Origin of the sequence: Streptomyces kunmingensis, from assembly GCF_039533535.1 — a bacterium.
Classification (GTDB): Bacteria; Actinomycetota; Actinomycetes; order Streptomycetales; family Streptomycetaceae; genus Streptomyces; species Streptomyces kunmingensis.
In genome coordinates, this window is the sequence record NZ_BAAATS010000040.1 from 250,537 (window position 1) to 275,961 (window position 25,425).

Consider the following 25,425-nt stretch of genomic DNA (forward strand, 5'->3'; position numbering starts at 1 on the left):
GCGGCGGGGCTTCCATGTCGCGCAGCTCTGAGTCGAACCAGGGCTAGGACCGCGGGTTCTGCCCGCCGTCCCCGCCGAACTGGTCCCTCAGCTTGTCCTGGCCCGTATCGACCTGGTTGCTGTACTTGCCCTGCGTCTTGTCGTCCACGAAGTCGCCGGCCTTGTCGATTCCCTTGCCGGCCTGGTCCTCGTGGCCCTTCAACATCTGCTTGAGCTTGTCCATCACGGACATGGTCGGCCTCCTCGGTTCGAGCCGTTGTCTCCAGCATGGGCGCTCATCGGCGTCCCCGCATCCGCAGGAGGTCGGCCAGGAGGAGAGGCGGTCAGCTGTTGGGGCGCAGGGTCCAGACCACCGTCATCTCGCCGGTCACCGCGCCGTCCTCCCGCTGGATCGCGATGGCCACCGGGAACTCGGGGCGCTCGCCCGCGTCCAGCTCCGCGACCACCTCGGCGGCCGGGCGGCCGAGCGTCGCCGTGGCGGTGACCCGGCCCATGGCCAGCTTCTTGTACGCGATGTCGGCACTGACGGCCAGCGGCACGGCGCGCGAGAGCTGGTCCCCGAAGGCGGCGAGGACGATGGCGCCGCTCGCGGACTCGCCGAGTGTGAACATCGCGCCGGCGTGCGGGCCGCCGACGTGGTTGTGGTAGTCCGCCTGGTCCGGGAGGGCGACGACCGCCTTCTCGGGTGTGGTCTCGAGGAAATCGAGGTTCAGGGTGCGGGCCATCGGCACCGTGGCGGCGAGCATCTCGCCGATCGACATCTGGTCTGCGCTCATGGCCCGCATGTTACCCATGGGTAGCAATTCTGGCCATCCTCATCGCGCGGCGGAACCGTTGCACGTCCGGTACAGGGCGGGGACCTCGGGGGCCCCACGACCCTCTATCGTTTACGGCCATGTGGCCAGGACAGCAGCCGCCCGGGGGCGAGCAGAACCCGCAGGACGCGAACAACCCGAACTACCCCAGCAATCCGCCGACGCCGAACCCGTACCAGCAGCCGGGGTACCCGCAGCAGCCGAACCCCTATCAGCAGCAGGGGTACCAGCAGCCGAACCCGTACCAGCAGCAGCCGGCCTGGAACGCGCCGACGACGCCGCTCGGCGCGCCCCAGCCGCCGAACAAGGGCGGCGGGGACAACCGCACGAAGATCGTCGCGATCGTCGCGGCGGCCGCCGTCGTGGTAGCGGCCGGGGTGACCGGATTCCTGGTGCTCGGCGGGGACAAGGACGACGACGCGAAGGGCGGGGACGACAAGAAGCCCGCCGCCTCGCAGTCCGCGAGCCAGAAGCCGAGCGCGACCGAGTCGACGTCGGCGGGCGACAATCCGCGCGGTGGCGACAGTGCCGTCAAGCCGGTCATCGCCGGGTGGACGCCGGTCGTGAACACCAAGCACAAGACGGTGTTCGACGTCCCGCCGGGCTGGGAGGTCAGTTCGGGCGGCGCGGACCAGATCATCGGGTTCGAGTACGACTACGAGGACAAGAAGGGCAAGAAGGAGCACAGCATGACGACTGTGTCCGCTCCTGCCGAGTACAAGTCCAAGTGGTGCTCCGACGACTCCGACAAGGACGGGCGCAAGGAGGACACCTCGCTCGCCGGCGTCGGCACCCGTGGTGAGAACGGCGCGAAGACCGCCGCTCAGGCCGCCGAGAACCGCGTGCCGTGGTGGATCTACGGCGGGTACACCGAGCCGGACATGAAGTCGGTCAAGCCGGGCAAGGCCGAGGACTTCACCAACGCCCAGGGCGTCTCGGGCAGCCTCATCAAGGCGACGTCCGTGGAAACGCCGCAGAAGGGCAAGTGCGCCAGCGACGGCAAGGCGGTCGTCTTCGCTTTCCAGAACGAGGCCGGGGACTTCGTGTCCTGGGACCTGTGGGGCGCCAAGGGCGTCAAGGACGAGCTGGACGACGCGACGATCGACAAGATCCTCAGCTCGGTCCGTTTCTACAAGGACCCGACCGCCTCCTGACCGGCTCCTCTCGACCGGCCCGGTCCGTACGAGAGCAAACGGTTTGGCAAATGGGCGTGCGGCGGCGATAGTCCCTCAGTGACCTCAGCCGCCTCCCCGTCTTCTCCGCCCTCCCCGTCCGGGCAGCGCCCGCGCCGTCGTCCCGCGTGGGCCGGACGGAACTATTCGCTGCTCGCCGTCGCCGCGTTCATCACGACGCTCGGGGCGCACGGCGCGCTCATCGCGTCGGCGTTCGCCGTGCTCGACGCGGGCGGCGACGGCGGCGACGTGGGGCTGGTCGCCGCGGCGCGCACCCTGTTCCTGGTGGTCTTCCTGCTGGTCGGCGGCGCGGTCGCGGACCGGCTGCCGCGCCACCATGTGATGGTCGCGGCCAACGCCCTCAACTTCCTCTCGCAGGGCGCCTTCGCGCTGCTCATCCTCCAGGGCGAGCCGAAGCTGTGGCAGATGATGGCGCTCAGCGCCCTCGGCGGCACGGGCCAGGCGTTCTTCAACCCCGCGGCCGAGGGCATGCTGATGGCCTCGGTCTCGGGAGAGCAGGCGAGCCGCGCGTTCGCGCTGTTCCGGATGGGTATGTCCGGCGCCGCGGTGGGCGGGGCCGCGCTCGGCGGGGCGATGGTCGCTGCGATCGGGCCCGGCTGGGTGCTCGCGGTCGACGCGGCGGCGTTCGCGGTGGCCGGTGCGCTGCGCATGTTCCTCGACGTGAGCCATATCGCACCGCGGGTGCCGGGCAGCGGGCTGCTCGCGGACATGCGGGACGGCTGGCGGGAGTTCGTGGGGCGGCCGTGGCTGTGGACGATCGTCGCCCAGTTCTCGGTGGTCGTCGCCGTGGTGGGCGCGGCGGAGTCGGTGTTCGGGCCCCTGGTGGCGCGCGACGAACTGGGCGGGGCCGGGCCCTGGGGCATCGCGCTCGGTGCGTTCGGCGTCGGCACGATCCTCGGCGGGCTGCTGATGATGCGCTGGAAACCGCAGCGGCTGCTGTTCGCCGCGACGCTGTCGGTGTTCTCGCTGGCCCTGCCGTCGGCCGCGCTCGCGGTGCCGGTGCCGCTCGGTGTCCTGATCGCCGTGATGTTCGTCAGCGGCGTCACGATCGAGATCTTCGGTGTCTCCTGGATCACCGCCCTGCACCAGGAGATCCCGGAGGAGAAGCTCTCCCGTGTCTCCGCCTACGACTGGTTCGGCTCGGTGGCGATGGTGCCGCTGGCGACGGCTCTCGCCGGTCCCGCGGAGTCGGCGTTCGGCCGGACGGCGTCGCTGTGGGGCGGCGCGGCCCTCATCGTCGTGGCCACCACCGCGGTCCTGTTCGTGCCCGACGTCCGCAATCTGCGTCGCCGCCCGCCGGTCGAGGTCGTGGCGGCGGTCGGGGCGGCGGGCGTGGCGGCGGGCGTGGCCGGACCCGTCGCGCAGAAGGCGGACCTCAGCCCACGCTGAAGGAGCCGCCCGGTGGTTCGGGTGAGGACACCGCGTCGGCGTCCGTGACGGCTTTCGCGTCGCCGGTGAAGCGGCGCAGCCCGTCCCCGTGCTCGACCCGCGCCGCGAACGCGTCGCGGGCGGTGCGGCGGGCCAGCTCCTGCACATCGAGCTCGCTCTGCGACGCGACGAGCACCGCGTTGCCGAACCGCCGGCCGCGCAGCACCCCGGGTTCCGCGATCAGGGCGACCTGCGCGAATACACCGGAGAACGTGGCCACTTGGGAGCGCAGGAACGTGAACGGCGCCCCGTCCGCGAGGTTGGCCGCGTAGCAGCCGCCCGGTCGCAGGACCCGCCCGGCCTCGCGCGCGTACGCCTCGGTCGTCAGATGCGCGGGCACCCGCGAGCCGCCGAACACATCGGCCACGAGGACGTCGACGGAGTCGTCCGGCGCGGCCTCCAGCCACTGCCGGGCGTCGGCGCCGTGGACGGTGACGTCCGTACCGGCCGGCAGCGGAAGGTGCTCGGCGACCAGGTCGAGCAGCGCCCGGTCCGCGTCGACGACGTGCTGCCGGGACCCGGGCCGGGTCCCGGCGACGTAGCGGGGCAGGGTGAGGGCGCCTCCGCCCAGGTGCAGCACGTCGAGCGGCTGCCCGTCCCGCGCGGCGCAGTCGAGGACGTGCCCGAGCCGGCGGGCGTACTCGAACTCCAGGTGGGTCGGCTCGTCGAGGTCGACATAGGACTGCGGCGCCCCGTCCACGGTGAGCAGCCAGGCCCGGCGCCGGTCCACGTCGGGCAGCAGCTTGGCGGTGCCGTGGTCGACGACGCGGGTGACGGGTATCGGCTCGGAGTCAGGAGCGTGCTCGGGGTCGGAAGCGTTCACCTGCCCATTGTGCCGGGGACCGGCCCCGCCCCGGGCGGCGTACGGGTGTGTGGCCGGGCCCAGAGGCCCGGCCACACACCCCGGCTCACTCGATGACGGCCGTCACCGTGCCGGCGCCGACGGTGCGTCCGCCCTCGCGGATCGCGAAGCCGAGCCCGGACTCCAGCGGCACGTCACGGCCGAGCTCGACCGTCATGGTGACGGTGGAACCGGGCCGGGCGACCGCCGTCTCGCCGAGGTCGACGTCGCCGACGACGTCCGCGGTCCGCAGGTAGAACTGCGGCCGGTAACCGGTGGCGAGCGGTGTGCTGCGACCGCCCTCCGCCGCCGACAGGACGTACACCTGCGCGGTGAAGCGGCGGGCGGGCCGGACGCTGTCGGACTGCGCGACGACGTGGCCGCGCCGCACCGCGTCGCGGGGCACGCCGCGCAGCAGCAGCGCCACGTTGTCCCCGGCCTGGGCCTCGTCCATCGGCTTGCCGAAGGTCTCGATCCCGGTGACCACGGTCTCCCCCTCCTTGAGGGTCTCGGCCCCGTACACGCGGACCCGGTCGCCCATCCGGATCCGGCCGCGCTCCACGGCGCCGGTGACGACGGTGCCGCGCCCGCTGATGGTCATGACGTTCTCGACCGGCATCAGGAACGGCGCGTCCACGTACCGCTCCGGCATCGGGACGTAGGTGTCCACGGCGTCGAGCAGCGCCTCGATCGACGCCTCCCATCGCGGGTCCCCTTCGAGGGCCTTGAGCCCGGAGACGCGGACGACGGGCACGGAGTCGCCGCCGTAGCCGTGCGCGGAGAGCAGTTCGCGGACCTCCAGCTCGACGAGGTCGGTGAGCTCCTCGTCGCCGGCGTCCGCCTTGTTGACGGCGACGACGATGTGGTCGACGCCCACTTGGCGGGCGAGCAGGACGTGTTCGGCGGTCTGCGGCATGATCCCGTCGAGCGCGGAGACGACGAGGATCGCGCCGTCGAGCTGGGCCGCGCCCGTGACCATGTTCTTGATGTAGTCGGCGTGACCGGGCATGTCCACGTGCGCGTAGTGCCGGGTGTCCGTCTCGTACTCGACGTGCGCGATGTTGATGGTGATGCCGCGCTGCGCCTCCTCGGGCGCCTTGTCGATCCGGTCGAACGGTACGAAGGTGCTCGCGCCGCGACCCGCGAGGACCTTGGTGATGGCGGCGGTCAGGGTGGTCTTGCCGTGGTCGACGTGGCCCATGGTGCCGATGTTCAGGTGCGGCTTGGTGCGCACGTATGCCGTCTTGGGCATGGCTGGGTGGTCCCTTCCGGAACATCTGAAGTCATTCAGATACGCGAGGGCCTCCTGCGGGAGGCGGGGACCCCTGAACCCTGCCGACCCTCCCCCTGCGGGGTCCGCCGGAATGTCCGGAGAGGGTCAGCTTCGCGCGCCGTCGGCGGCTGCTGCGAGAAGGACGGCAGCCTGAGCAGCGTCCGCGACTGCGGACGGAGCTGCGAGGAAGGCGTGCCGGAACATGTGCAGATCATCGCCGACGGGAAGGGCCGCGTCGAATGGTTTTAAGGGCCTGCTGACAGAGGCTCAGCCCGTGACTCAGCGGGTCACTCAGCCGGAAAAGGTCCGAAAGTGAGATACAACCTACGGCGATCTTATGTATGTGTCAGTTAGTCTCCCCGGATGTTCGAACCCGCTGTCGCCCGTCCCTCCGGCCTGGCCGCGCGTTGCACCAGAGTCCTGTTCTCGCCCTGGTCGAGACTTTCGCTCCTGGTCGCGCTGCTGGCCGCCGGCGCGACGTGTGTGCTGCTCTTCGAGCCGCAGCGGTTCCTGTCCGGCGGATGGCAGGCCGAGGTGGGCGGCGCGCTGGCCGTGGTGCTGTTCGCCGTGGCCTACGGCGTGTGCACGGTCGCGTTCATGCCGCGCCCCGTGCTGAACCTCGCGGCGGGCGCCCTGTTCGGCTCCCAGCTCGGTCTGCTCGGGGCGCTCGGCGGGACGGTGCTCGGCGCCGGGCTCGCCTTCGGCCTGGGCCGGATACTCGGTCAGGACGCGCTGCGCCCGCTGCTGCGCGGCCGCTGGCTCAAGGCGGTGGACGGCCAGTTGAGCAGACACGGTTTCCGCTCGATGCTGGCGGTCCGGCTCTTCCCCGGCGTCCCGTTCTGGGCGGCCAACTACTGCGCGTCGGTCTCCCGGATGAGCTGGCCCGCGTTCCTGCTGGCCACCGCGCTCGGCTCGATCCCGAACACGGCGGCCTACGTGGTGGCGGGGGCCCGTGCGTCGACGCCCACGTCCCCGGCCTTCCTCATCGCGATGGGCTTCATCACGATCACGGGTCTGGCGGGCGCACTGGTGGCCTGGCGAAAGCGGCACAAGCTGCGGGGCCCGGCCTGAAAGCCTGACTCGCCCTTCAGGCCCGGCCCCGGGTCCTCAGTCCGTCCGGTACACGTCCAGTCGGCCGCACATCCCGAACTTGCCGCGCGCGGACGGCACTTCGGACCGTACGACGGCGTCGGCGAGGTGACCGGCGTCACCGGCCGCGAGCCGGTCCAGTTGGTGCCCGGTCGCGGCGGACGCGGCGGCCGCCCCCTGCTCCCACCGGGCACGCCACGCGTCGAGCCGATGCCGTACGAGGGCGGCCGCCGCCTCGTGGAAGGCGGGCAGCTCCTTCGGTTGCTCGCGCAGCCGCAGGTATCCCTCGATCGCGAGGTCGCGCCGGGCCCGGGCCGCCCGCTCCTGCTCCGCCTCGGAGACGTCGGCGGGGATGGCCGTGGCGGCGGCGTACGTCTCGGGGTCGGTCAGGTACTCGGGCGGCAGCGTGAGTACGGCGTCGCCCGCCTCGGGCAGCCCGCTGTTCTGCATGAGGACGACGATGCGCAGGCCGCCGTCCTCGTTCACGAGCCGGTGGATGGTGCCCGGCGTGAACCAGGCGACGGTGCCCGCCGCCAGCGGCGTCTGCTCGAAGCCGGAGGCGGTGAGCGTCTGGACGGCGCCGCTGCCCGCCGTGACGACGTATCCCTCGCTGCACGTCTGGTGCATGTGCGGGGTGCCGCCGCACAGTCCGTCGGCGGCGGGCCAGTCGTACACGGACAGGTGGGAGACGGCGACGCCGCCGGGCAGCCCCTCGAAGGTCTCTGCCGTGTTCGGGCCGCTCACCACGGGTGCTCCTCCAGGTACTTGCTGATCTCTTCGCGTTCCCATGCCCCGTCGGCGACGACGACGCGGTAGCGGCGGGTCAGGGTGGCGCCGGGTTTCAGGACGAGTTCGTCGAAGTAGGCGAAGGAGGGCGCCACCGCGGCGAACGGGTCGTTGCGCACGAACCAGTGCGCCGGATGCGCGCCGCTCTCCCCCGCGTGGTCGTTCTCCGGGGCGTGTTCGAAGACGAGGGTCGCGTGGCCGTCGGCCCCGTCGTGCTCGGCGCTGTACGCGAGCCAGGGCGCCTGCGTGCCCATGACGTCGGGCCCCTCGGCGTCGGCCGTCTGGACGCGGCCGTCGCGGAAGGCGCGCGGGCCGCGCCAGAACAGGCCGGTGTAGCCCGCCATCTCGCGGCCGTGGGTGGTGGGGCTGCCGAACCGCAGCGGCTCGGCTCGGCGGTTGGTGACGGCGCTGGTCCAGGTCAGCGCGTAGGACCCGGCGGCCGGGTCGACGTCTCGCACCTCGATGCGGCGCGCCTCCTCGGCCCACAGCTCCCCGTCGTACGGGTGCCAGGTCAGCCGCTCGGCCAGGGTGAACCCGTCGCTGTCCGCGCCGAGCGTGTCGAAGCCGGCGTGGGCCATGGAGCCGACCCGCTCGGGCAGTGCCAGGTACCCCTCGCCGTGGACGTAGGAGTTGCCGCCCCACAGGTTCTGGCCCGAGAGGTGGGAGGCGGTCATCTGCAGGCCCTTGTGCCAGCGGTGGTCGTTGGGCCGGTAGTCGGTGACGATGTCGCCGCCGAGCGTCCTGATCGGGTGGAGGTAGGGCTTGGGGGCTTCCCAGGCCGCCTCGGGGCGGTAGACGTAGGCGAACAGTTCGACGCCGGTGGTGGGTTCGGTGACGGTTACGCGGTCGCCGTGGGCGTGGACGACTTGCAGGGTCTCAACCATGGGCAGCGGCCTCCTGGGTGGGCGCCCAGCCGGGGGCGCCGCCGTGCAGGGCGGTGTAGTACGGGTCGCCGGGGCCGATCTCGCCGGCGCGGACGGTGACGTCGGTGAACGCGGACTTGTAGAGCGCGGAGATCAGCTCCAGGCTGGTGCGCCCGTCGGGCCCGCTGCTGCGCGGCCGTTCGCCCGCGCGGAGGGAGGCGACGAGTTCGCGCAGCTGGGCGAGGTGGGAGCTGGGCACGTCGGTGCCGAAGTCCTGCCAGGAGGCGGCCGTCGCGTCGGGGACGTCGCGGGCCGGGGTGACCGTCCAGTCGGCGTTCTTGTAGCCGTAGAGGTGGGTCAGTTCCAGGGTGGCGCGCTCGCAGTCGATGCGGATGCGGCTGACCTCGTCGGGGCTGAGGACGCTGTTGACGACGGTGGCCATCGCGCCGCTCTCGAAGCGCACGAGGGCGGTCGAGACGTCCTCGGTCTCCACGTCGTGCACGAGCCGTCCGGCCATGGCCCGCACCTCGGACCACGGCCCGAGGATGTCGAGCAGCAGATCCATCTGGTGGATGCCGTGGCCCATGGCCGGTCCGCCGCCCTCGGTGGCCCAGCGGCCGCGCCAGGGAACGGCGTAGTAGGCGGTGTCCCGGTGCCAGGTGGTCTGGCAGTGGGCGACGAGGGGCCGGCCGACCTCGCCCTTGGCGAGCAGGTCGCGGACGTGCCGGGCGCCCGAGCCGAACCGGTGCTGGAAGACGATGGCCGCGTACGGCCCGCCCTGCGCGCCCTCGGCCGCCTCGATGGCGTCGAACTCCTCCAGGGACGGCGTCGGCGGCTTCTCGCACCACACCCAGGCGCCGGACTCCAGGGCGGCGACGGTCTGTTCGCGGTGCAGGGTGGGCGGGGTGCAGACGGTGACGAGGTCGGGCCGCTGCTCGTCGAGCATGAGCTGGAGGTCGGTGTACGGGTGCGGGACGCCGCCGTCCGCGCAGAACCGGCGTACGGCGTCGTCGTCGATGTCGACGGCCGCGACGACGTCCAGTTCGCCCTCGGCGGCGAGCTGTTGCAGCGCGGGCAGATGGCTGCCGCGGGCGATGCCGCCGGTACCGATGACGGCGGCTCTGAGGCGATGGGTACGGGGGCCGGAGCGAGCTGGTGCGGGTGTGCTGCCCATGGGCGCGATCAACACTCCATCGGGTGCGGTGACGGGACCTGACGCGTGAGAGGCGGCGCGTGCAGCGGGTGACGGCGGGTGCCGTCCCCTTATAGCAAGCGCTTTCCCTCCGGTCGACGCTATGCGGCCGGAGGGACGGGGGTCAACAGGGCAGAGAGGGTTGATGGCGTCTCAGCGGGCGCAGGCCCGGTGCCAGCGCGAGGGTGACGGCCACGGACACGCCCGCCAGGACCGTCATGGCCGTCGACGGTGACAAGACCTCGGCGAGCGCGCCCGCGAGGAGCGCCGCCAGTCCCTGCGCCGAGAGCATCCCTGCGGTGTGCAGTCCCAGCGCGTGCCCGCTCAGTTCCTCCGGCGTCAGCGCCACGAGGCGTTCCTGGAGCAGCAGACTCGCCGCGTATCCGACCGAGGCGAGGGCCACGGCGACCGCGGCGAGCGGCAGCGCGGGCCGCACCGCGAACAGCAGGTACGGCGCGGCCAGCAGCAGCCGCAGGGGCGCGGCGAGGCGGGCACGCCAGTACGGCGGCAGGAGGCGTCCCCCGAGGGCGTCCCCGGCGAACATGCCGAGGGCGGCGGCCGCGAGCAGCAGGCCCGCGTGCCGGGGATCGTAGGGGACGAACAGGGCCTCGCAGCCGACGATCAGTCCGTTCGGCACCCAGAGGGCGAGATACACGTACCGGCGCGGGCGGGACGACCACAGGCGGGCGTTGCCGCGTACCGTCTCCGCGATCGAGGGGCGACCGGCGGCTCGCGCCTTGCGCCGGGTCAGGCCGAAGCGGGCCACGGCAGCCGACAGGCCGTACAGGGCCGCGGAGATCAGCAGGGTGCCGCGCGGGGACAGGGCCTGGACCAGGAGGCCGCCGAGCGCGTAGCCGAGGATCTGGCAGGTGCCGGTGCTCATGTTCAGGGCCGAGCGTCCGAGCAGGTAGCCGTCGCGGTCGAGGAGGTCGGTGAGCAGGCCGTAGCGGACGCCGCCACCGAGGGCCGCGGGGACGCCCTGGGCGAGGACGAGGGCGAGGGCGACCGCCGTGGGCAGGCCCGGCGCGGCCTGCACGGCGGTGGCGGCGCCCAGGAACAGCGGCAGTCCGGCGAGGGCCGCGCGCGGGGGCAGCCGGTCCGCCGCCGACAGCAGCGTGAACGCGCCCACGACCTGGGCGAGCGCCGGGCCGAACATGGCCAGCGCGGAGAGCAGCGCCGATCCCGTCGAGGCGTAGACGAGCGAACCGAGAGCCAGGCCGCCGACGGTCCGGGCAGCGGTCTGGAGCGAGCAGGCAAGGAAGAACGGCGGGTATTGGGGCGTGGCGAACAGGTCCCGGTAAGTACGCATGGACGGAGGCTGCGGGGCCCCGCGCCCACGGCGTTAATGTTTCGCGGACCGGCGAAACAAGGAGCCGGCTGTGCTGTGCTTCTTGGGAGGGAGGCGTCCTTGGGCGTCTCTTCGGGAGGGAGGCGTCCGTGGGCGTCTGGCAGGTCGACGCGGACACGCTCGCGGGCAGCCGGTTCGTGGTGTCGTCGCTGGCGGAGACGGTCGCGAGCCTGAAGAAGCTCGCCGATCCCACCGCCGCGCACCCCGGCGAACGGCAGTGGCTGGCCGCGCACCTGCCCGCCTATCGTGCGCGCCTTGCCGCGGATCCGGTGACGGCGCAGCTGGTGACCGCCGCGTTCGGGGCGACCTGGACCGCGGACTTCGTCACGCCCACCCCGGCCGGCCTGCGCGACCTCGACCTGGACGACGGGCTCGCCCGGATCCGCGCCACCCCGCCGCACGTCGTCCGCGCCGACCTCGCGGTCTCCTCCGCCGGCCCGCTGCCCGCCGCCCTGGCCCGCGCCGGCGACCTCGCGGAGCGCACCGCCGCGCTCCTGGCGTGGGTGTGGCGGGAGACGGTCCGGCCGCAGTGGACGTGGCGGCGCCGGGTCATCGAGGCCGATGTCCTCGCGCGGACCCGCCAGCTGACGCTGGGCGGCTGGGCGGCGGCGCTCGACGGGATGCTGCCCGCCATGCGCTGGCTGGGCGACGGGCGCCTGCGGATCAACGCGCACGACCATCCGCCGCGGGACATCTGCGGGGCACGGCTGCTGTTCGTCCCGGTCACCCCGAAGCAGGCCTGGTTCTCGTGGGAGACGGGCGCCGACCGGTACGCCGTGGTGTACCCGTGCGCGGGCGCCCTCGCCGACGCGGGCCGGGCCGTGCCGCCCTCGGGGCTGGCCGCGCTGATCGGCCCGGCCCGCGCGCAGGTCCTCGTCCTGCTGGAACAGCCCATGACGACCTCCCAGTTGGTGGCCCTGACGGGGCAGGGGCTCGGCTCGGTCGGCCGCCACCTGAAGGTCCTGCTCGACGCCCGTCTCGTACGGCGCCGGCGCGCGGGGCGCTCGGTGCTGTACTACCGCGCTCCGGCCGGGGACACGCTCCTGGCGGCGCAGCGGGAGGGCGGGGGACCCCGCACCGGCCCGTGAGGACGGTTCACGGACTTTTGGTGCCTGTCGGGCCGACCCCGTGGCGAGCCCGTCACTTTCGGGCGCTACGCTGCCCACGCGTGCGCCCGCGCCCCCTGGGGCAGGTGTTCGCTCTTCCCCGCCTGGCCCGCGTTCGCGGCCGGTCCCGCCCAGCCACCTGGATCGCGTAGCCACCTCATGTCTTGGTTCGAATCATTCATTCTCGGACTCGTCCAGGGACTGACGGAGTTCCTCCCGATCTCGTCGAGCGCCCACCTTCGCCTGACCGCCGCCTTCGCGGGCTGGAGCGACCCGGGCGCCGCCTTCACGGCGATCACCCAGCTCGGCACGGAGACCGCGGTGGTGATCTTCTTCCGCAAGGACATCGGGCGGATCATCTCCGCGTGGTTCCGCTCGCTGACCGACCGGTCCATGCGCGGCGACCACGACGCGCAGATGGGCTGGCTGGTGATCGTCGGCTCGATCCCGATCGGCGTGCTCGGCGTGACCTTCAAGGACCAGATCGAGGGCCCGTTCCGCGATCTGCGGCTGACGGCGACGACGCTCATCGTGATGGGCATCGTCCTCGGCGTCGCCGACCGTCTCGCGGCCCGCGACGAGACGGGCGGCCGGCACCGGGCGATCCGCAGCCGCAAGGAGCTCAAGGACCTCTCCGTCAAGGACGGCCTGATCTACGGCCTCTGCCAGGCGCTGGCCCTGATCCCCGGTGTCTCCCGCTCCGGCGCGACGATCAGCGGCGGCCTCTTCCTCGGCTACACCCGTGAGTCGGCCGCCCGCTACTCGTTCCTTCTCGCCATCCCCGCGGTGCTCGCCTCCGGCGTCTTCGAACTGAAGGACGCGACCGAGGGCGGCCATGTCTCGTGGGGCCCGACGATCTTCGCGACCCTGATCGCCTTCGGTGTGGGCTACGCGGTCATCTCCTGGCTGATGAAGTACATCTCCAGCAAGAGCTTCATGCCGTTCGTCTACTACCGGATCGCCCTCGGCATCGCCCTGTTCGTCCTGGTCAGCATGGGTGTACTGAGCCCGCACGCGGCCGAGTCCGCGGGCTGAGCCCCGCTCCCGCGGGCGCCGTCACCAGGCCACGGGGCCCTGCGCGTCGAAGTAGCCGCCGGTCGGGCCGTCGGGCCCGATCTGCGCCATCCGGACGATGATCTCCGCGCCCTCGGCGACGGTCTGGACTCCGGTGTTGCCGTTGAGGTCCGTCTTGGTGAAGCCCGGTTCGACGGAGTTGATCCGCAGCTCCGGGAACGCCTTCGCGTACTGCACCGTGAGCATGTTCACCGCGGTCTTCGAGGCCGGGTACGCGATGCCCGGATAGCCGTACGCCGGGGCCGCGGGGTCGGTGACCAGGGCCATCGAGCCGAGGCCGCTGCTGACGTTCACGACGACGGGGGCGGTGGAGCGGCGCAGCAGCGGCAGGAACGCGTGGGTGACGCGCAGCGTGCCGTAGAGGTTCGTCTCGAACAGCGGGCGCAGGGTGTCGACGGTCTCGTCGGCGGCGGTGACGATGCCGTTGCCGTCCGTGCGGCCCTCGATGCCGGCGTTGTTGACGAGGACGTCCAGCCCTCCGTTGGTGTCGATCGTGCGTACCGCGGCGGCGACGGACGCGTCGTCGGTGACGTCGATGAGGAGGGGGCGGGCGCCGAGCTCCGCGGCGGCGCGGCGGCCGCGCTCCGCGTCGCGGCTGCCCAGGTAGACGGTGTGGCCCGCGGCGAGGAGACGGCGGGCTGTCTCGAATCCGAGGCCCTTGTTGGCTCCGGTGATGAGTGTCGTGGTCATGGGTCCAGATTCCGTCCGGGCCCCCGGATCAGCCAGCCGCCCCGTCTTCCTGGGACTGCCGGTACCAGGAAGTTCCGTACCAGGCGATGCACAGCTCCGGCTCGCCGGTCTGGCGCCGCCCGGCCCCGGGACAGTGCCGGCCACGCTCACGCCGAGCGTCCACCGGCTGCTGGAGCGGCTGACCGGCACTGCCCCGGGGCCGGGCGCCCTCAGGCGCGACCCCACCAGCGCCAACTTCGGCTCCTATTCGATCACTTGGCGCACCTGAGTGCTCGCTCAGGGTTCCCAAATGGTCGTACCGCACGTAGCCTTGGCACATGCCGCCTGTCACGTCTGCTTCTGTGCGGTCTGCCGACGAGGTGAACGAGCAGATCCGCGCTTTGTGGCTGCGCACCGGCGGTCGGCTCTCCGCCGAGCAGCGCGCACAGTACGAGCGGCTCGTGACGGAGTGGGCCGACGCCAAGCGCGCCGAGGTTCTCAGGGCCGCCTGAGCCGAGCCCCCCTTCATGGACCGGCCGTTCATAGCCCGGCCGGTCGTGGCCCGGCCGGTCGTGGCCCGGCCGCGGCCGGATTCAGCGGCCGCCCGCCACCCGTACGACCGTGCCCGTCGTGTACGCGGCGTCGTCCGACAGCAGCCAGGCGATGGCCGCCGCGACCTCGTCCGCGCTGCCGGGACGACGCAGCGGGATGCCCGGGCCCGCCTGCGCGGCCCGGTCGGGCGCGCCGCTCGCCGCGTGGATCTCGGTGTCGATGATGCCCGGAGCCACCGCGTTGACCCGTACGCCGGCCGGGCCGAGCTCCTTGGCCAGGCCCAGCGTGAGCGTGTCGACGGCGGCCTTGGACGCGGCGTAGTGCACGTAGTCGCCGGGGCTGCCGAGGGTGGCGGCGGCGGAGGACAGGTTCACGATGGCGCCCGCCCCGGCGGCGCTCATGTCCCGGGCGGCGCGACGGCAGCAGAGCAGCACGCCGAGGACGTTGACGTCGACGACGCGGCGCAGATCCTCCGTGCTCGCCTCGGCCAGCGGGCCGAGGGCCGAGGTGACGCCCGCGTTGTTGACCAGGCCGGTGAGCGGCCCGATCCGGTCCACCGCCTCGTCGAACATCCGCTCCACGTCCGCCTCTTGAGAGGTGTCCGCACGCAGCACGGTGCAGCGGGCACCGGCGGCGAGCACGGCGTCGGCGACCCGCGCCGCCGCGCCCTCGTCATGGACGTAGGACAGCGCGATGTCGTGTCCGTCGCGGGCGAGCCGCAGCGCGGTGGCGGCGCCGATACCTCGACTGCCACCGGTCACCAGGGTGTGCGGGCGACGGGTGCCGGAGCTGGGACTGGGACTGGGACTGGGACTGGGGCCGGGACCGGAGCTGGGGCCGGGACCGGAGCTGGGGCTGGGGCCGGAGCTGGGGCTGGGGCTGGGGCTGGGGCTGGTCAAGAGGTCCTCCCTGACGGCCGACGATGATCAACTCGCGCGGGGCGCACCGTACCAGCGCCATTTCCCTACGCGTTCACGCCCCGGGAGGTCTCCGCGCCCGGTCAGCCACAGCAGGGCCGGCCAGGGTTCGGCGTCATCGGGGGCGTCGGGGAAGAGACGGTGCAGCGCCCGGGCGCAGAGGTCGGCAGGCGGCGGCGCGAAGTGCGCACCGAGCCCCTGGGTCAGGTCGTGGGCGTGCAGCAGCGTCTCGACCACGCCCATGGCGGCGAAGCCCTCCGGGTCGCTGATCCCGAAGACGTGATGGGCACGCGCGGTCACCGGGGTCGCCCGCGCGACGGCGGCGAGCAGCCCGCCGCAGTCCTCGAGCACCTGAAGGAGCCCGGCCGGACCGGCCGCCTTGTCGGCGGTGATGGTGTTGGCCGGCCCTTCGGGGCGCCGCCGCGACGCGCCGAGGGGCTCGCGGTCGTCCGTGGAAGGGCGCAGCGAACCGATCCGGGCCGCGTACCAGAACAGGTCGTCGGCGAGGTGCTCGCCGGTCTCCCAGCACGTCCACTCCAACGATCCCGCCGGGACGTCCCAGTCGGCGTCGAGCGCGGGGCGCAGCGCGGCCACGGCGAGTCCGACGGCCAGGGCCACGTCGTCGCCGGTGACGGGCCCGGGATCCTGCACCGTAGGGGTGTTCGACTCTGCTGACATGGGGCGACCGTAACAGTGATCCTTCCGGCCGCCCCCTGGGTTTTCGCCCCGCCGGGTCAGGCCTTGCCCTGGCCCGCCTTCTTGGCGATACGGCGCCTCTGGCGCGGCGTCAGTTCCTTGCGGTCCGTCTGCCGTCCGTACACGGCCTTGCGATCGGCGTTTTTCATCAACTGCCTCCGAAGTAAGCCAAGTTGACGGGGCTTCCGGTGGGCGCATGCTACCGGTGGAGATCCCGGACGCGCACGGGCCTTGGCTGGGCGCACCGGGGGCTCGACACTTGGCCGATGACGCAGCGTGTGGAACTGGCGACGGTCCTGGACCGGCTCGCCGTCGACGAGTTGGTGACCGGATACGCGGTGGCCGTGGACGACGGCGACTGGGCGGCGTACCGCGCCCTGTTCGCACCGGACGGCCGCGCCGACTACCGGGCCGCCGGTGGCGTGGAGGGCAGCGCGGAGGAGATCGCGCGCTGGCTGACGTCGACGATGGAGCTGTTCCCGATGCGCCAGCATCTGATCGTGAACCGGCTGGTGCGGTTCGATTCCGTCGACCGGGACATCGGTGACACCGCGCACGCCCAGGCCGACTACATCAACCCCATGCGCTTCGCCGGCGAGGGCACGGCGCCGGACTTCGTGTGCGGCGGCCGGTACACCTTCGGGCTCGTCCGTACGCCCAGCGGCTGGCGGCTGCACCGGGTGACCGTCCAGGAGAAGTGGCGGCGTGCCCCCGAGCGGGCCGCCGGCGGGGCGTGACCGTCCGCCGTGCCCCGTCCGGCGTGCCCCGTCCGGCGCCCACTGTCGTTGATCGTTTCCGGGGCGCACACTGAGGGCACGCGACGGGAGTCATCGGGCGACGGCCGACAACGTCCGGTCTCGTCGGGTGGTTGCTGATGGCGTTCAGTGACGTTCGATGGCGTACGAACAGGGAGGCGCGGGCCCATGGAGCGATGGCGGGAGCGGCTCGGCTCGTCGCCCTGGTGGCGTGGCGGTGCGGCGGTCCTCGCGGGCGCGCTGCCCGCGCTCGCGTTCCCGGCGCCGTCACTGTGGTGGTTCGCGTACGTCGCTCTCGTGCCCTGGATGCTGCTGGCGCGTTCGGCGGGCTCCCCGCGCCGCGCGGCACTCGACGGCTCGCTCGGCGGCCTCGGCTTCATGCTCGCGGTGCACCACTGGCTGCTGCCGAGCCTGCACGTGTTCACCGTCGTCATCGCGGCGCTGCTCGGCGCGCTCTGGGCGCCGTGGGGACTGCTGGTGCGCAGGCTGCTGCACGGCACGCCCGCACCGGGCCGGGCGGTGGCCGCGCTCGTGGCCGTCCCGTCGGGCTGGCTGATGGTCGAACTGGTCCGTTCCTGGCAGGGGCTCGGCGGCCCATGGGGGCTGCTCGGCTCCAGCCAGTGGCAGGTGACGCCCGCGCTGCGGCTCGCCTCGGTGGGCGGCGTGTGGCTGGTCAGCCTGCTCGTGGTCGGCGTGAACACCGCGCTCACCCTCCTCGTCGTCGCGCGCGGAGTACGGATCCCCGCCCCTGTCGTCGCGCGCGGGGCACGGGTCCCCGCGGTGGCCGGGCTCATGGCGACCGTCACCGTCACCGGCGCCGCCTGGGCGTGGGCGCCGCGCCCGGAGGCCGACGGGCAGCTCGACATCGCCGTGGTGCAGCCCGGCGTGATAGCCGGCGCCGACAGCGCCGGGCGCCGGTTCGACCGCGAGGAGGAACTGACCCGTCAACTCGCGGGCCGGGACGTCGACCTGGTGGTGTGGGGCGAGAGCAGCGTCGGCCACGACCTGACCGAGCGCCCCGACCTGGCGCGCCGGATCGCCGCCCTCTCCCGCGCCGTCGGCGCGGACGTCCTGGTCAACGTCGACGCGCGCCGCCCGGCCCCCGGCACGGACGCGAGTGGCAGGGGCATCTACAAGAGTTCGGTCCTGATCGGCCCCGACGGCCCGACCGGCGAGCGCTACGACAAGATGCGGCTCGTCCCGTTCGGCGAGTACGTGCCCGCGCGCTCACTGCTCGGCTGGGCGACCTCGGTCGGCAAGGCCGCGGGCGAGGACCGCAAGCGCGGCACCCGCCAGATCGTCATGGACGCACGCCACGGCGACCGGGACCTGCGGGTCGGGCCGCTCGTCTGCTTCGAGTCGGCGTTCCCCGACATGACCCGCGCGCTGACGCGGGACGGGGCGCGGCTGCTGCTTGCCCAGTCGTCGACGTCGACGTTCCAGCACAGCTGGGCGCCCGGGCAGCACGCGTCGCTCGCCGCGGTGCGGGCCGCGGAGACCGGCCGGCCGATGGTCCACGCGACCCTGACCGGGGTGTCCGCGGTGTACGGCCCGAACGGCGAGCGCGTCGGTGACTGGCTGCCGACCTCGGCGAGCGCGGCCCGCGTGTACACGGTGCCGACGGCCCACGGCAGCACGCTGTACGTCCGCTTCGGCGACTGGCCGGTGCATGCGGCGGTGGCGGTCCTGGTGGTGCTGGCCGCGGCCGAGGCGGCGCGCCTGCTGCGGCGCCGGGCATCAGCACCGGCATCGACATCGACAACCGAGGCGCCGTCCGCCCGCGCTTACGAGGGTCGGTAAGTCAGCCGGCGGCCAGGTGCTGCACCTCGCGGACGACCCGCTCGCACAGCTCGTGCGTGGCGAGCGCGTCTCGGGCGCTGAGCACCTTGCCCGCGCGGACGGCGTCGAGGAAGGCGAGTACGACCTGCTCGATGCCGCGCTGGCGGGCGACCGGCACCCAGTCGCCGCGGCGGCGCACGGTCGGCTGGCCCTTGTGGTCGATGACCTCGGAGAGGTTGACCACCTGCCGCTTGGTGTCCTGCCCCGACACCTCGAGGATCTCCTCGGTGGAGCCGCTGAGCCGGTTCATGACGCCGAGCGCGGTGAAGCCGTCGCCCGCGAGCTGGAGCACGACGTGATGCAGCAGCCCGCCCTCGACACGGGCGCGCACGGTGACGTCGTCGACCGTGCCGGGCACGAGGAAGCGCAGCGTGTCGACGACGTGGATGAAGTCGTCGAGAACCATCGAGCGCGGCTCCTCGGGCAGCCCGACCCGGTTCTTCTGCAGGAGGATCAGCTCACGCGGGTGCTCGACGCACTGCGCGTACCCCGGCGCGTAACGCCGGTTGAAGCCGACGGCCAGGCTGACACCGTTCGCCTCGGCCAGCGTCACCAGCCGCTCGGAATCGGCGAGTTCGTAGGCGAGGGGCTTGTCGACGTACGTGGCGACGCCCGCCTCCAGGAGCCGCGTCACGATCTCGGGGTGCACGGCGGTCGGCGCGTGCACGAACGCCGCGTCGAGGCCCTGCGCGAGCAGCGCGTCCAGGTCCGTGTGGCGCTGCGCCTCCGGGATGTGGAACTGGTCGGCGACGCGCGCGAGCGTCGCGGGCGTACGGGTCTGCAGATGCAGTTCCACCCCGGCCAGCGTGGTGAGCACGGGCAGATAGGCCTTCTGCGCGATGTCCCCGAGTCCGATGCAGCCGACCTTCACGTCCCTGTACTCCTCTGTGGCTCTGTTATGTGGCTTTTGCTTGGCTCTGCTCTGTAGCTCTGCTCTGTAGCTCTGCTATGTAGCTCTTGCTGGCCGCGTCCGGTCCGGCTCCGTCGCGTCCGGGCAGCATACGGGGCGGCCCCCGCGCCTACACCGAGCCGCCCGCGTCCACGTACGGCCGCCGCTGCGGAGGGTGCCAGTCCGCGATGCCGTCCATGCCGCGCAGCATCAGCGCGGGCCCGACGAGGCCGGCGGCCCGGATCGCGGTGTTGCGCAGGGCGATGCCCGGCCGGCCGGCGAGCATGCTCAGGCGGCTGACCGTCCTTGCCTTGCGCGCGACCATCGTGGTGCGCGGCAGCCGCTCGCGGGTGTATCCGGCCAGGTCGAGCGGGGCGCCCGGGGCGGCGTGGTGCGCGAGGACGACCGCGTCCTCGATGGCCTGGTTGCCGCCCTGGCCGAGCGTCGGCGCCATCGCGTGCGCGGCGTCGCCGAGGAGGGCGACGCGACCACGGTGGAAGGCGGGCAGCGGTTCGGCGATGTGGTGGACGTCGTGCCGCAGCACCTGACCGGGCTCGACCGCGTCGAGGATCGCGGGGATCGGATCGTGCCAACTCCCGTACCGGCGCAGCAGTTCCGCCCTCTCGTCCCCGTCCCGAGCGGTCTGCCCCGGCGGGACCTTCGCGGCGGCGTACGCGTAGACCGTGCCGTCGGCGAAGGGGTGCGTGCCCCACAGGTGACCGGGCCCCCAGCTCTCGTGCTCCACGAAGGAACGGCCCAGCGGCGGTACGAGGACACGCCAGGTGGTGAATCCGGCGTACGTGGTCCCGGGGTGCGCCGGGAACAGGGCGCCGCGCACCGCCGACCGGATCCCGTCGGCGCCCACGACCAGCTCCGCTTCCAACTCGCCCTCCGGGGTGGTGACCCGGGCCGGGCGGCGTGGATCGGCCGGGTCTCCGGCGTCGGCGAGGCGCGCGTCGGACGCCGTGCGCACGGCGTCGGCGGGCAGCCCGGCCGCCAGCCTGCCGACGAGGGTCGCACGGTGCAGCAGGACCAGGGGGCCGCCGAACCGCTCGGCCGCGAGGGCCGGATCGGCCCGTGACAGCCAGCGGCCCTTCGGGGTGAGCAGACCGCCGTCGCCCTCCCACGCGGCGAGCGAGCGGATCTCGTCACCGAGTCCGACCACGTCCAGGGCGCGCTGCGAGTTCGGCGCGAGCGAGATGCCCGCCCCGACGGGCTTCAACTCGCGCGCCCGCTCCAGGACGGTCACCTGCCAGCCGCGCAGATGCAGTGCCAGAGCCGCGGTGAGCCCGCCGATGCCGCCGCCGATCACGACGGCCCTGGCCTGGGCCCGCGCCGCCTGCGGAGGTGTACGCGGCGCTGTGCTCTCTGCGTTCTCGGCCGATGCCATGACGTCTCCTTGAGTCGGCTCACTACGCCTGTAGCAATGGCTCGCTACACCTGTAGTGACGGCGCACTACGCCTGCAGTGACGGTGCACTACACCCGTAATGACGGCTCACTACAGGTGTAGTGATCGGACACCATGACCGTACTACACCTGTAGTTGGCGCGATAGATTGCTCTCATGCCCCGTATCACCGAACCCACCGACCCCGCCCTCCCCCGCCCCGACCGCATCGCCGACGCCGCCCTGGTGCTGCTCGCCGAGCGCGGCATGCGCGGCCTGACGCACCGCGCGGTGGACGAGGTCGCTCATCTGCCGCAGGGCTCCACGTCGAACCACGCCCGGACCCGGCTCGCCCTCCTCGAAGCGGCCGTGCGGCGGCTCGCGGTGCTCGAGGGCCGGGTGCTCGCGGTGGACGAGCTGCCCGGCCCCGCGAGCGGTCTGCCCGCCCTGATCGACGGCATGGCCCTCGCCCTGCACCGCTACCTGACGGTCAACCCGCAACTCCTGGTCTGCCGCTACGAGTTGGCCCTGGAAGCGACGCGCAGGCCCGAGTTGCGCACGTTCTTCGACGACGCGGGCAGCCGGTTCCGCCGGCCGCTGACGGAGCTCCTGCGGGCGGCGGGGTCGAAGGAGCCCGAGCGGCACACCCTGTCGCTGGTCGCCTGGACCGAGGGGACGATGTTCTCGTGCGTGGCGGGCTCGTACCACACGGCGGTGCCGAGCCTCGCGGAACTCCGCAGGGGATACGGGGAGTTGCTGCGCGGCATGCTCGACTCCCCGGGTGCCTGAGGCATCCGCCGTCACCCGTGCGGGGCAACCTGGGCCGCTACGGTTCCCTCCCCACGGTCGCGTCCAGCAAAGTGGCGCGGGTGCCCGAAAAGCCCAGCTCAGCCGTGCTCCTGTGGACGGTGGCCGCCGTCGTCACCGCTGCCGCCACGTCCGGATGCATGAGTGTCCGCACCCCGACCGCCCCGGCCGCGCCCTCGCCGTCCGTCACCGCTCCGGCGCCCCGCCCCGACGGCCACGCCGACCGGCCGCTGGTCCAGGCCCCCGCGCGGGAGGCCCTGAAGCGCACGGGCCCCTCCCCGCACCGTGCCCCCGCCGCCCCGCGCACCGAGGCCCCGCCGCCGCCTCCCCCGCGTACGGCGGCCCCGCCCCGGCGCGCGGCCCCGCGGCAACCCGCGCCGCACACGGCCCCACCCCGACGCAAGCCCGCGCCCCCGGCCGCCCCGAAGCCCCCTGCCCAGACGGATGTCTGTGCCCTGGGCCGGCAGTACGGCGGCTGGGACCCGGACAGCCCGCAATCCGTCATCTGCCGCGACACGTACGGCGGTTGACACACAGGGCGCTCGCTCGCGTACGGCGCGCACACCTCTCCACCGAGACTCACCGAGACTCACCGAGCCGACAGAACCTGAGGGCGCCCCCTCAAGCACCCCGCCGCGGCGGCCCCAGTGGGTCGCCGCCCGGGCGGCCCCCCTCGTCCCCGTCCTCACCGAGGCCCCCGCCGGGGCCTTCAGCAGGGCCCTCGCCGAAGTCCCCGCTGTTTCCGCCCGGCAGCCCGGCCACCTGCTGTTCGAGCCGGGTGAGCGCGGCCCGCACCCCGTCCCCGTACCCGTCGTCACCCAGGGCGTCGGCCACCGCCCAGGCCCGAGCCAGCTGGCTCCGGGCCGCTCCGGGGCGGCCCAGCTTCACATAGTCCGCCGCCAGATTGAGGTGCAGCGACGGATACAGGGCCCGCAGCGCGAGGGGCTGCGCAGAGGGCCGCTCGTGCTCCGCGAGCCGCTCCCCCGTCAGCCCGTCGGCCGCGGACAGCGCGCGCAGGTCCCAGGCCAGCTCGTCGGCCGGGTCGTCCTGGGTGTCGGCCAGGTAGTGCGCCAGCGTGCAGCGGTGCAGCGGGTCGCCGTCCTCGCCGATCTCCGCCCACAGGCCGAGAAGGCGGTCCCGAGCCTCCTCGCGGTCCCCGGCGTGCGCCAGCATGACCACCTGCCCGATGCGGGTCGTCATGGCGTCGTCCGCCGCCTGCTCGCGCTGTGCTGCCACCGCTCCTCCAGACTCCCTGCCGGTCGGGCGCCGACCGGGCCACCGACGCTAACGGCCGCCACCGGAAATCCAGGTCAGGCGCGGCTCAGCCCAGATTCGGGATGCGCCAGTCGATCGGCTCGTGGCCCTGCGCCGCGACGGCTTCGTTGATCTGGGTGAAGGGCTGCGAGCCGAAGAACTTCTTCGCCGACAGCGGTGAGGGATGCGCGCCCTTCACCACGATGTGCCGCTCCGTGTCGATGAGAGGGAGCTTCTTCTGCGCGTAGTTGCCCCACAGGACGAAGACGGCCGGGTCGGGGCGGTCGGCGACGGCCCGGATCACGGCGTCCGTGAACTTCTCCCAGCCCTTGCCCTTGTGCGAGTTGGCCTCACTGGCACGGACCGTCAGCACCGCGTTCAGCAGCAGGACGCCCTGCTCGGCCCACGGCATCAGATATCCGTTGTCCGGGACGGGGGTGCCCAGCTCGGCCTGCATCTCCTTGTAGATGTTCCGCAGCGACGGCGGAGTCCGCACGCCGGGCCGCACCGAGAAGCACAGCCCGTGCCCCTGCCCCTCCCCGTGGTACGGGTCCTGGCCGAGGACGAGGACCTTCACCTTGTCGTACGGCGTCGCGTCGAGCGCGGCGAAGACCTCCTCCCGGGGCGGGTAGACGGGGCCCTTCGCGCGCTCCTCCTCGACGAACTCGGTGAGCTCCTTGAAGTAGGGCTTCTGCAGCTCCTCGCCGAGGACGCCGCGCCAGGACTCGGGCAGCATCGCGGTGTCGGTCACGTCAACAACCTCCGGGGTACGGGCACTTGCACGACCACGCGCGTGTCCCCACCCGCCCGGCCGTTTTCGACACCCCCGAACCTACCGGCGCCCACTGACATCGACGGCCCCGCCCTGGATCCGGCCCCGGGTCCCGCCCTGGACGCCGTCCGCCGGGACCCGCCCTCACCAGCTGGTTTTGCGCTGCAGCTCCCACATCATCATGATCGCCGACGGGTCGAGGGCACGTTCGCCGCCGGAGATCTCGTCACTGGCCGCGATGTACTGCTTGCCCTGCCACAGGGGAAGCAGCCGGGAGTCGTCCGCCATGATCTGCTGCGCGCGCTCGAACTGCCGCACCACCGCGCCCCGGTCGCTCTCGCGGCGCGACTGCGGAAGCAGCTGGTCGGTGATCTCGGGCGACACGTAGGGCGTGCTCACCGCGTTCTCCTCGCCCACGAAGGGCGCGATGAAGTTGTCCGCGTCCGGGAAGTCCGGGAACCAGCCGCGCCCGAACACCGGGTACTCACCGTCGCGGTACCCCTGCTCGTACGTCTTCCAGGGCCGGCTCCTGAGCGTCACCGTGAACAGCTTCGACGCCTCCAACTGCTCCTTGAGCGCGGCGAACTCGGGCTCCGTGGCCGATCCGTAGCGGTCGGTGGTGTACCAGAGGGTGAGCGGTACGGGTGCGGTGATGTGCGCCTTGGAAAGGATCTCGGCGGCCTTGGCGGGGCTGGGGTCGCCGAAGTCGTCGAAGAAGTCGGTGGTGTGACCGGCGAGGCCCTTGGGGACCATGGAGTACAGCGGTTCGACGGTGTCCTTGTAGACCTCGTGCGCGATGGCCCCGCGGTCGACGACCTGTGCGACGGCCCGGCGCACGGCACGTCTGCCCGCCCACGGGTCCTTCGCGTTGAAGACGAGGTAGCTGATCTCCGTGCCCGCCCCCTCGACGAGTTGCAGGCCCTCCGCGTCGCGCTTGCCCTGGAGGTCCACGACGTCCCCGGCCGCGAGACCGCGGAAGGTCGCGTCGATCTCCTGGGACTTCAGGGCGGCGACCATCTCGGAGGAGCGCTGGAAATAGCGGATCGTCACGGCGTCGTTCTTGCGCTCCGCGAACCCCTTGTAGTGGGAGTTCTTGACGAGCCGCGCCTCCTTGTCGTCCGTGTAGGCCTCCAGCGCGTACGGGCCGGACCCGGTGATCCTGCCGTCCGTGCGCAGCTCCTTCGCCGGGTACTCCGCTGGGTCGACGATCGACATCGCCGGGGTGGCGAGGACGAACGGGAACGTCGCGTCCGGCTTCTTCAGATGAAACGTCACTTCGCGATCGCCCCGGGTCTCGACGCGGTCGAGGCTGCCGAGCAGGCCGTTCGGTCCGCCCTTGACGCCGATCGCGCGGATCCGGTCGATCGAGTACTTGACGGCCGCGGCGTCGAGCCGGTCCCCGTCGGAGAACCGCATGCCCTCACGCAGTCGGCAGTGGTAGACGCGGTTGGCGGTGTCCTTGAAGGAGCACTCGGCGGCGTCGGCCTCCGGTTCCGCGGCGCCCGAGGGGAAGGCGACCAGGGTCTGGTACACGTTGCGGAAGAGTTCCCAGGAGCCGTCCCAGGAAGCCGCGGGATCGAGCGTGCTCGGCGCACTCGTGGTGCCGACCACGATCGGATTCTCGTCGTCGGAACCGCCTGATTGCACCAGTCCGCACCCGCCGACCAGCGCGATCGACGCCGTCGCGGCCAATGTGCGTGGGGCAAGCAACCGTTTGAACACGCGCACGCTCCTCGATCGGCCATGCCAGAGGTCGGCAGACCATACCGCAATACCCCGCCGGTTCAACTGTCTGAATCGACGGGGCATTTGAGCGGTGAGGACGTTTGTCAGGCGTTGTCGGCGTTGTCGTCCGATGCCCGCGAACCCGCCCCGCGG

Annotated in this window: 26 protein-coding genes and 1 pseudogene; 11 read left to right on the top strand and 16 right to left on the bottom strand. The window is 72.7% G+C overall.

Features of this window, described 5'->3' with window-relative positions; all coding sequences use genetic code 11:
* Positions 1-43: 43 nt before the first annotated feature.
* Together ABD366_RS38180 and ABD366_RS38185 are read right to left on the bottom strand one after the other, a co-directional pair.
* A complete protein-coding gene (locus tag ABD366_RS38180; protein WP_324770385.1) occupies positions 44-232 on the bottom strand; it encodes an antitoxin in 189 nt (62 codons plus the stop codon).
* Between the two features lie 91 nt (positions 233-323).
* Positions 324-776: a DUF4442 domain-containing protein gene (locus tag ABD366_RS38185; protein ID WP_324770384.1), complete on the bottom strand. Its 453-nt coding sequence runs from the start codon at positions 774-776 to the stop codon at positions 324-326.
* 119 nt (positions 777-895) lie between these two features.
* On the opposite strand from ABD366_RS38185, the gene ABD366_RS38190 reads away from it, so the two are divergent.
* Together ABD366_RS38190 and ABD366_RS38195 are read left to right on the top strand one after the other, a co-directional pair.
* Positions 896-1,969, top strand: coding sequence for a DUF8017 domain-containing protein (locus tag ABD366_RS38190; RefSeq protein ID WP_324770383.1), 1,074 nt, complete (start codon positions 896-898; stop codon positions 1,967-1,969).
* 78 nt (positions 1,970-2,047) lie between these two features.
* Positions 2,048-3,397 (top strand): MFS transporter, encoded by a 1,350-nt coding sequence (locus ABD366_RS38195; protein ID WP_324770381.1) that lies wholly within the window; start codon positions 2,048-2,050, stop codon positions 3,395-3,397.
* On the opposite strand, the gene ABD366_RS38200 is transcribed toward ABD366_RS38195, so the two are convergent.
* Together ABD366_RS38200 and tuf are read right to left on the bottom strand one after the other, a co-directional pair.
* Positions 3,384-4,259: a spermidine synthase gene (locus ABD366_RS38200; protein WP_324770380.1), complete on the bottom strand. Its 876-nt coding sequence runs from the start codon at positions 4,257-4,259 to the stop codon at positions 3,384-3,386. The genes ABD366_RS38195 and ABD366_RS38200 overlap by 14 nt on opposite strands.
* Before the next feature lie 85 nt (positions 4,260-4,344).
* Positions 4,345-5,529: an elongation factor Tu gene (gene tuf, locus ABD366_RS38205; RefSeq protein ID WP_324770379.1), complete on the bottom strand. Its 1,185-nt coding sequence runs from the start codon at positions 5,527-5,529 to the stop codon at positions 4,345-4,347.
* Positions 5,530-5,913: 384 nt separating this feature from the next.
* On the opposite strand from tuf, the gene ABD366_RS38210 reads away from it, so the two are divergent.
* Positions 5,914-6,621 carry a TVP38/TMEM64 family protein gene (locus ABD366_RS38210; protein WP_324770378.1) on the top strand — a complete coding sequence of 236 codons (708 nt, stop codon included), beginning with the start codon at positions 5,914-5,916 and terminating at the stop codon, positions 6,619-6,621.
* Positions 6,622-6,657: 36 nt separating this feature from the next.
* Here ABD366_RS38210 and ABD366_RS38215 read toward each other — a convergent pair whose 3' ends face one another.
* The 4 genes from ABD366_RS38215 to ABD366_RS38230 form a co-directional block, all read right to left on the bottom strand.
* The gene (locus tag ABD366_RS38215; RefSeq protein WP_411293743.1) at positions 6,658-7,428 is read right to left on the bottom strand and encodes a cupin domain-containing protein; all 771 of its coding nucleotides are present in this window, start codon (positions 7,426-7,428) and stop codon (positions 6,658-6,660) included.
* Positions 7,380-8,309, bottom strand: coding sequence for a DUF6807 domain-containing protein (locus tag ABD366_RS38220; protein ID WP_324770376.1), 930 nt, complete (start codon positions 8,307-8,309; stop codon positions 7,380-7,382). The genes ABD366_RS38215 and ABD366_RS38220 overlap by 49 nt, the downstream gene beginning before the upstream one ends.
* Positions 8,302-9,462, bottom strand: a complete 1,161-nt coding sequence (locus ABD366_RS38225) for a Gfo/Idh/MocA family protein (RefSeq protein ID WP_324770375.1) — start codon at positions 9,460-9,462, stop codon at positions 8,302-8,304. Before ABD366_RS38225 ends, ABD366_RS38220 begins: the two co-directional genes overlap by 8 nt.
* A gap of 142 nt (positions 9,463-9,604) precedes the next feature.
* Complete coding sequence (locus tag ABD366_RS38230; protein WP_344443324.1) at positions 9,605-10,789, bottom strand: MFS transporter; 1,185 nt, start codon at positions 10,787-10,789, stop codon at positions 9,605-9,607.
* Between the two features lie 128 nt (positions 10,790-10,917).
* On the opposite strand from ABD366_RS38230, the gene ABD366_RS38235 reads away from it, so the two are divergent.
* Together ABD366_RS38235 and ABD366_RS38240 are read left to right on the top strand one after the other, a co-directional pair.
* Positions 10,918-11,916, top strand: coding sequence for an ArsR family transcriptional regulator (locus ABD366_RS38235; protein WP_324766784.1), 999 nt, complete (start codon positions 10,918-10,920; stop codon positions 11,914-11,916).
* Positions 11,917-12,093: 177 nt separating this feature from the next.
* Positions 12,094-12,969, top strand: a complete 876-nt coding sequence (locus tag ABD366_RS38240) for an undecaprenyl-diphosphate phosphatase (RefSeq protein WP_324766783.1) — start codon at positions 12,094-12,096, stop codon at positions 12,967-12,969.
* A gap of 21 nt (positions 12,970-12,990) precedes the next feature.
* Here ABD366_RS38240 and ABD366_RS38245 read toward each other — a convergent pair whose 3' ends face one another.
* Complete coding sequence (locus ABD366_RS38245) at positions 12,991-13,698, bottom strand: SDR family NAD(P)-dependent oxidoreductase (RefSeq protein ID WP_324766782.1); 708 nt, start codon at positions 13,696-13,698, stop codon at positions 12,991-12,993.
* Positions 13,699-13,795: 97 nt separating this feature from the next.
* Between ABD366_RS38245 and ABD366_RS38250 the strand changes: the two are divergent.
* Positions 13,796-13,888 (top strand): annotated as a pseudogene (locus ABD366_RS38250) (transcriptional regulator); the annotation flags it as partial.
* A gap of 127 nt (positions 13,889-14,015) precedes the next feature.
* Positions 14,016-14,189, top strand: a complete 174-nt coding sequence (locus tag ABD366_RS38255; protein WP_324766781.1) for a hypothetical protein — start codon at positions 14,016-14,018, stop codon at positions 14,187-14,189.
* Positions 14,190-14,270: 81 nt separating this feature from the next.
* On the opposite strand, the gene ABD366_RS38260 is transcribed toward ABD366_RS38255, so the two are convergent.
* Positions 14,271-14,990: an SDR family oxidoreductase gene (locus ABD366_RS38260; protein ID WP_324766780.1), complete on the bottom strand. Its 720-nt coding sequence runs from the start codon at positions 14,988-14,990 to the stop codon at positions 14,271-14,273.
* A 165-nt stretch (positions 14,991-15,155) separates the two neighbouring features.
* Entirely contained in the window at positions 15,156-15,824 is a 669-nt protein-coding gene (locus ABD366_RS38265) for a hypothetical protein (protein ID WP_324766779.1), read from the bottom strand.
* Between the two features lie 284 nt (positions 15,825-16,108).
* Between ABD366_RS38265 and ABD366_RS38270 the strand changes: the two genes are divergently transcribed.
* Positions 16,109-16,579: a nuclear transport factor 2 family protein gene (locus tag ABD366_RS38270; protein ID WP_324766778.1), complete on the top strand. Its 471-nt coding sequence runs from the start codon at positions 16,109-16,111 to the stop codon at positions 16,577-16,579.
* Positions 16,580-16,765: 186 nt separating this feature from the next.
* Positions 16,766-18,397: an apolipoprotein N-acyltransferase gene (gene lnt / locus ABD366_RS38275; protein ID WP_324766777.1), complete on the top strand. Its 1,632-nt coding sequence runs from the start codon at positions 16,766-16,768 to the stop codon at positions 18,395-18,397.
* A 1-nt stretch (position 18,398) separates the two neighbouring features.
* Here the strand turns inward: lnt and ABD366_RS38280 are convergent, their stop codons facing one another.
* Complete coding sequence (locus ABD366_RS38280) at positions 18,399-19,307, bottom strand: Gfo/Idh/MocA family protein (protein WP_324766776.1); 909 nt, start codon at positions 19,305-19,307, stop codon at positions 18,399-18,401.
* A 148-nt stretch (positions 19,308-19,455) separates the two neighbouring features.
* Positions 19,456-20,715, bottom strand: coding sequence for an FAD-dependent oxidoreductase (locus tag ABD366_RS38285; protein WP_324766775.1), 1,260 nt, complete (start codon positions 20,713-20,715; stop codon positions 19,456-19,458).
* Positions 20,716-20,891: 176 nt separating this feature from the next.
* Between ABD366_RS38285 and ABD366_RS38295 the strand changes: the two genes are divergently transcribed.
* Complete coding sequence (locus tag ABD366_RS38295; protein ID WP_324766774.1) at positions 20,892-21,503, top strand: TetR/AcrR family transcriptional regulator; 612 nt, start codon at positions 20,892-20,894, stop codon at positions 21,501-21,503.
* Positions 21,504-21,583: 80 nt separating this feature from the next.
* Complete coding sequence (locus ABD366_RS38300; protein ID WP_324766773.1) at positions 21,584-22,051, top strand: hypothetical protein; 468 nt, start codon at positions 21,584-21,586, stop codon at positions 22,049-22,051.
* Between the two features lie 91 nt (positions 22,052-22,142).
* On the opposite strand, the gene ABD366_RS38305 is transcribed toward ABD366_RS38300, so the two are convergent.
* The 3 genes from ABD366_RS38305 to ABD366_RS38315 all read right to left on the bottom strand — a co-directional run bounded on the left by ABD366_RS38305 (position 22,143) and on the right by ABD366_RS38315 (position 25,275).
* A complete protein-coding gene (locus tag ABD366_RS38305) occupies positions 22,143-22,757 on the bottom strand; it encodes a hypothetical protein (RefSeq protein ID WP_324766772.1) in 615 nt (204 codons plus the stop codon).
* An 85-nt stretch (positions 22,758-22,842) separates the two neighbouring features.
* Positions 22,843-23,526 (bottom strand): uracil-DNA glycosylase, encoded by a 684-nt coding sequence (locus ABD366_RS38310; RefSeq protein ID WP_324766771.1) that lies wholly within the window; start codon positions 23,524-23,526, stop codon positions 22,843-22,845.
* Between the two features lie 165 nt (positions 23,527-23,691).
* The gene (locus ABD366_RS38315) at positions 23,692-25,275 is read right to left on the bottom strand and encodes an ABC transporter substrate-binding protein (protein ID WP_324766770.1); all 1,584 of its coding nucleotides are present in this window, start codon (positions 25,273-25,275) and stop codon (positions 23,692-23,694) included.
* Positions 25,276-25,425 lie beyond the last annotated feature (150 nt).

Excerpts from the sequence above, each read along its gene's own strand:
- ABD366_RS38230 (WP_344443324.1), bottom strand. The coding sequence starts at position 10,789 with ATGCGTACTTACCGGGACCTGTTCGCCACGCCCCAATACCCGCCGTTC.
- ABD366_RS38295 (WP_324766774.1), top strand. The coding sequence starts at position 20,892 with ATGCCCCGTATCACCGAACCCACCGACCCCGCCCTCCCCCGCCCCGAC.
- ABD366_RS38265 (WP_324766779.1), bottom strand. The coding sequence starts at position 15,824 with ATGTCAGCAGAGTCGAACACCCCTACGGTGCAGGATCCCGGGCCCGTC.
- ABD366_RS38185 (WP_324770384.1), bottom strand. The coding sequence starts at position 776 with ATGAGCGCAGACCAGATGTCGATCGGCGAGATGCTCGCCGCCACGGTG.
- ABD366_RS38180 (WP_324770385.1), bottom strand. The coding sequence starts at position 232 with ATGTCCGTGATGGACAAGCTCAAGCAGATGTTGAAGGGCCACGAGGAC.
- ABD366_RS38240 (WP_324766783.1), top strand. The coding sequence starts at position 12,094 with ATGTCTTGGTTCGAATCATTCATTCTCGGACTCGTCCAGGGACTGACG.
- ABD366_RS38215 (WP_411293743.1), bottom strand. The coding sequence starts at position 7,428 with ATGGGAACGCGAAGAGATCAGCAAGTACCTGGAGGAGCACCCGTGGTG.
- ABD366_RS38245 (WP_324766782.1), bottom strand. The coding sequence starts at position 13,698 with ATGACCACGACACTCATCACCGGAGCCAACAAGGGCCTCGGATTCGAG.
- ABD366_RS38190 (WP_324770383.1), top strand. The coding sequence starts at position 896 with ATGTGGCCAGGACAGCAGCCGCCCGGGGGCGAGCAGAACCCGCAGGAC.
- lnt (WP_324766777.1), top strand. The coding sequence starts at position 16,766 with ATGGAGCGATGGCGGGAGCGGCTCGGCTCGTCGCCCTGGTGGCGTGGC.
- ABD366_RS38270 (WP_324766778.1), top strand. The coding sequence starts at position 16,109 with ATGACGCAGCGTGTGGAACTGGCGACGGTCCTGGACCGGCTCGCCGTC.
- ABD366_RS38225 (WP_324770375.1), bottom strand. The coding sequence starts at position 9,462 with ATGGGCAGCACACCCGCACCAGCTCGCTCCGGCCCCCGTACCCATCGC.
- ABD366_RS38285 (WP_324766775.1), bottom strand. The coding sequence starts at position 20,715 with ATGGCATCGGCCGAGAACGCAGAGAGCACAGCGCCGCGTACACCTCCG.
- ABD366_RS38220 (WP_324770376.1), bottom strand. The coding sequence starts at position 8,309 with ATGGTTGAGACCCTGCAAGTCGTCCACGCCCACGGCGACCGCGTAACC.
- tuf (WP_324770379.1), bottom strand. The coding sequence starts at position 5,529 with ATGCCCAAGACGGCATACGTGCGCACCAAGCCGCACCTGAACATCGGC.
- ABD366_RS38255 (WP_324766781.1), top strand. The coding sequence starts at position 14,016 with ATGCCGCCTGTCACGTCTGCTTCTGTGCGGTCTGCCGACGAGGTGAAC.
- ABD366_RS38210 (WP_324770378.1), top strand. The coding sequence starts at position 5,914 with ATGTTCGAACCCGCTGTCGCCCGTCCCTCCGGCCTGGCCGCGCGTTGC.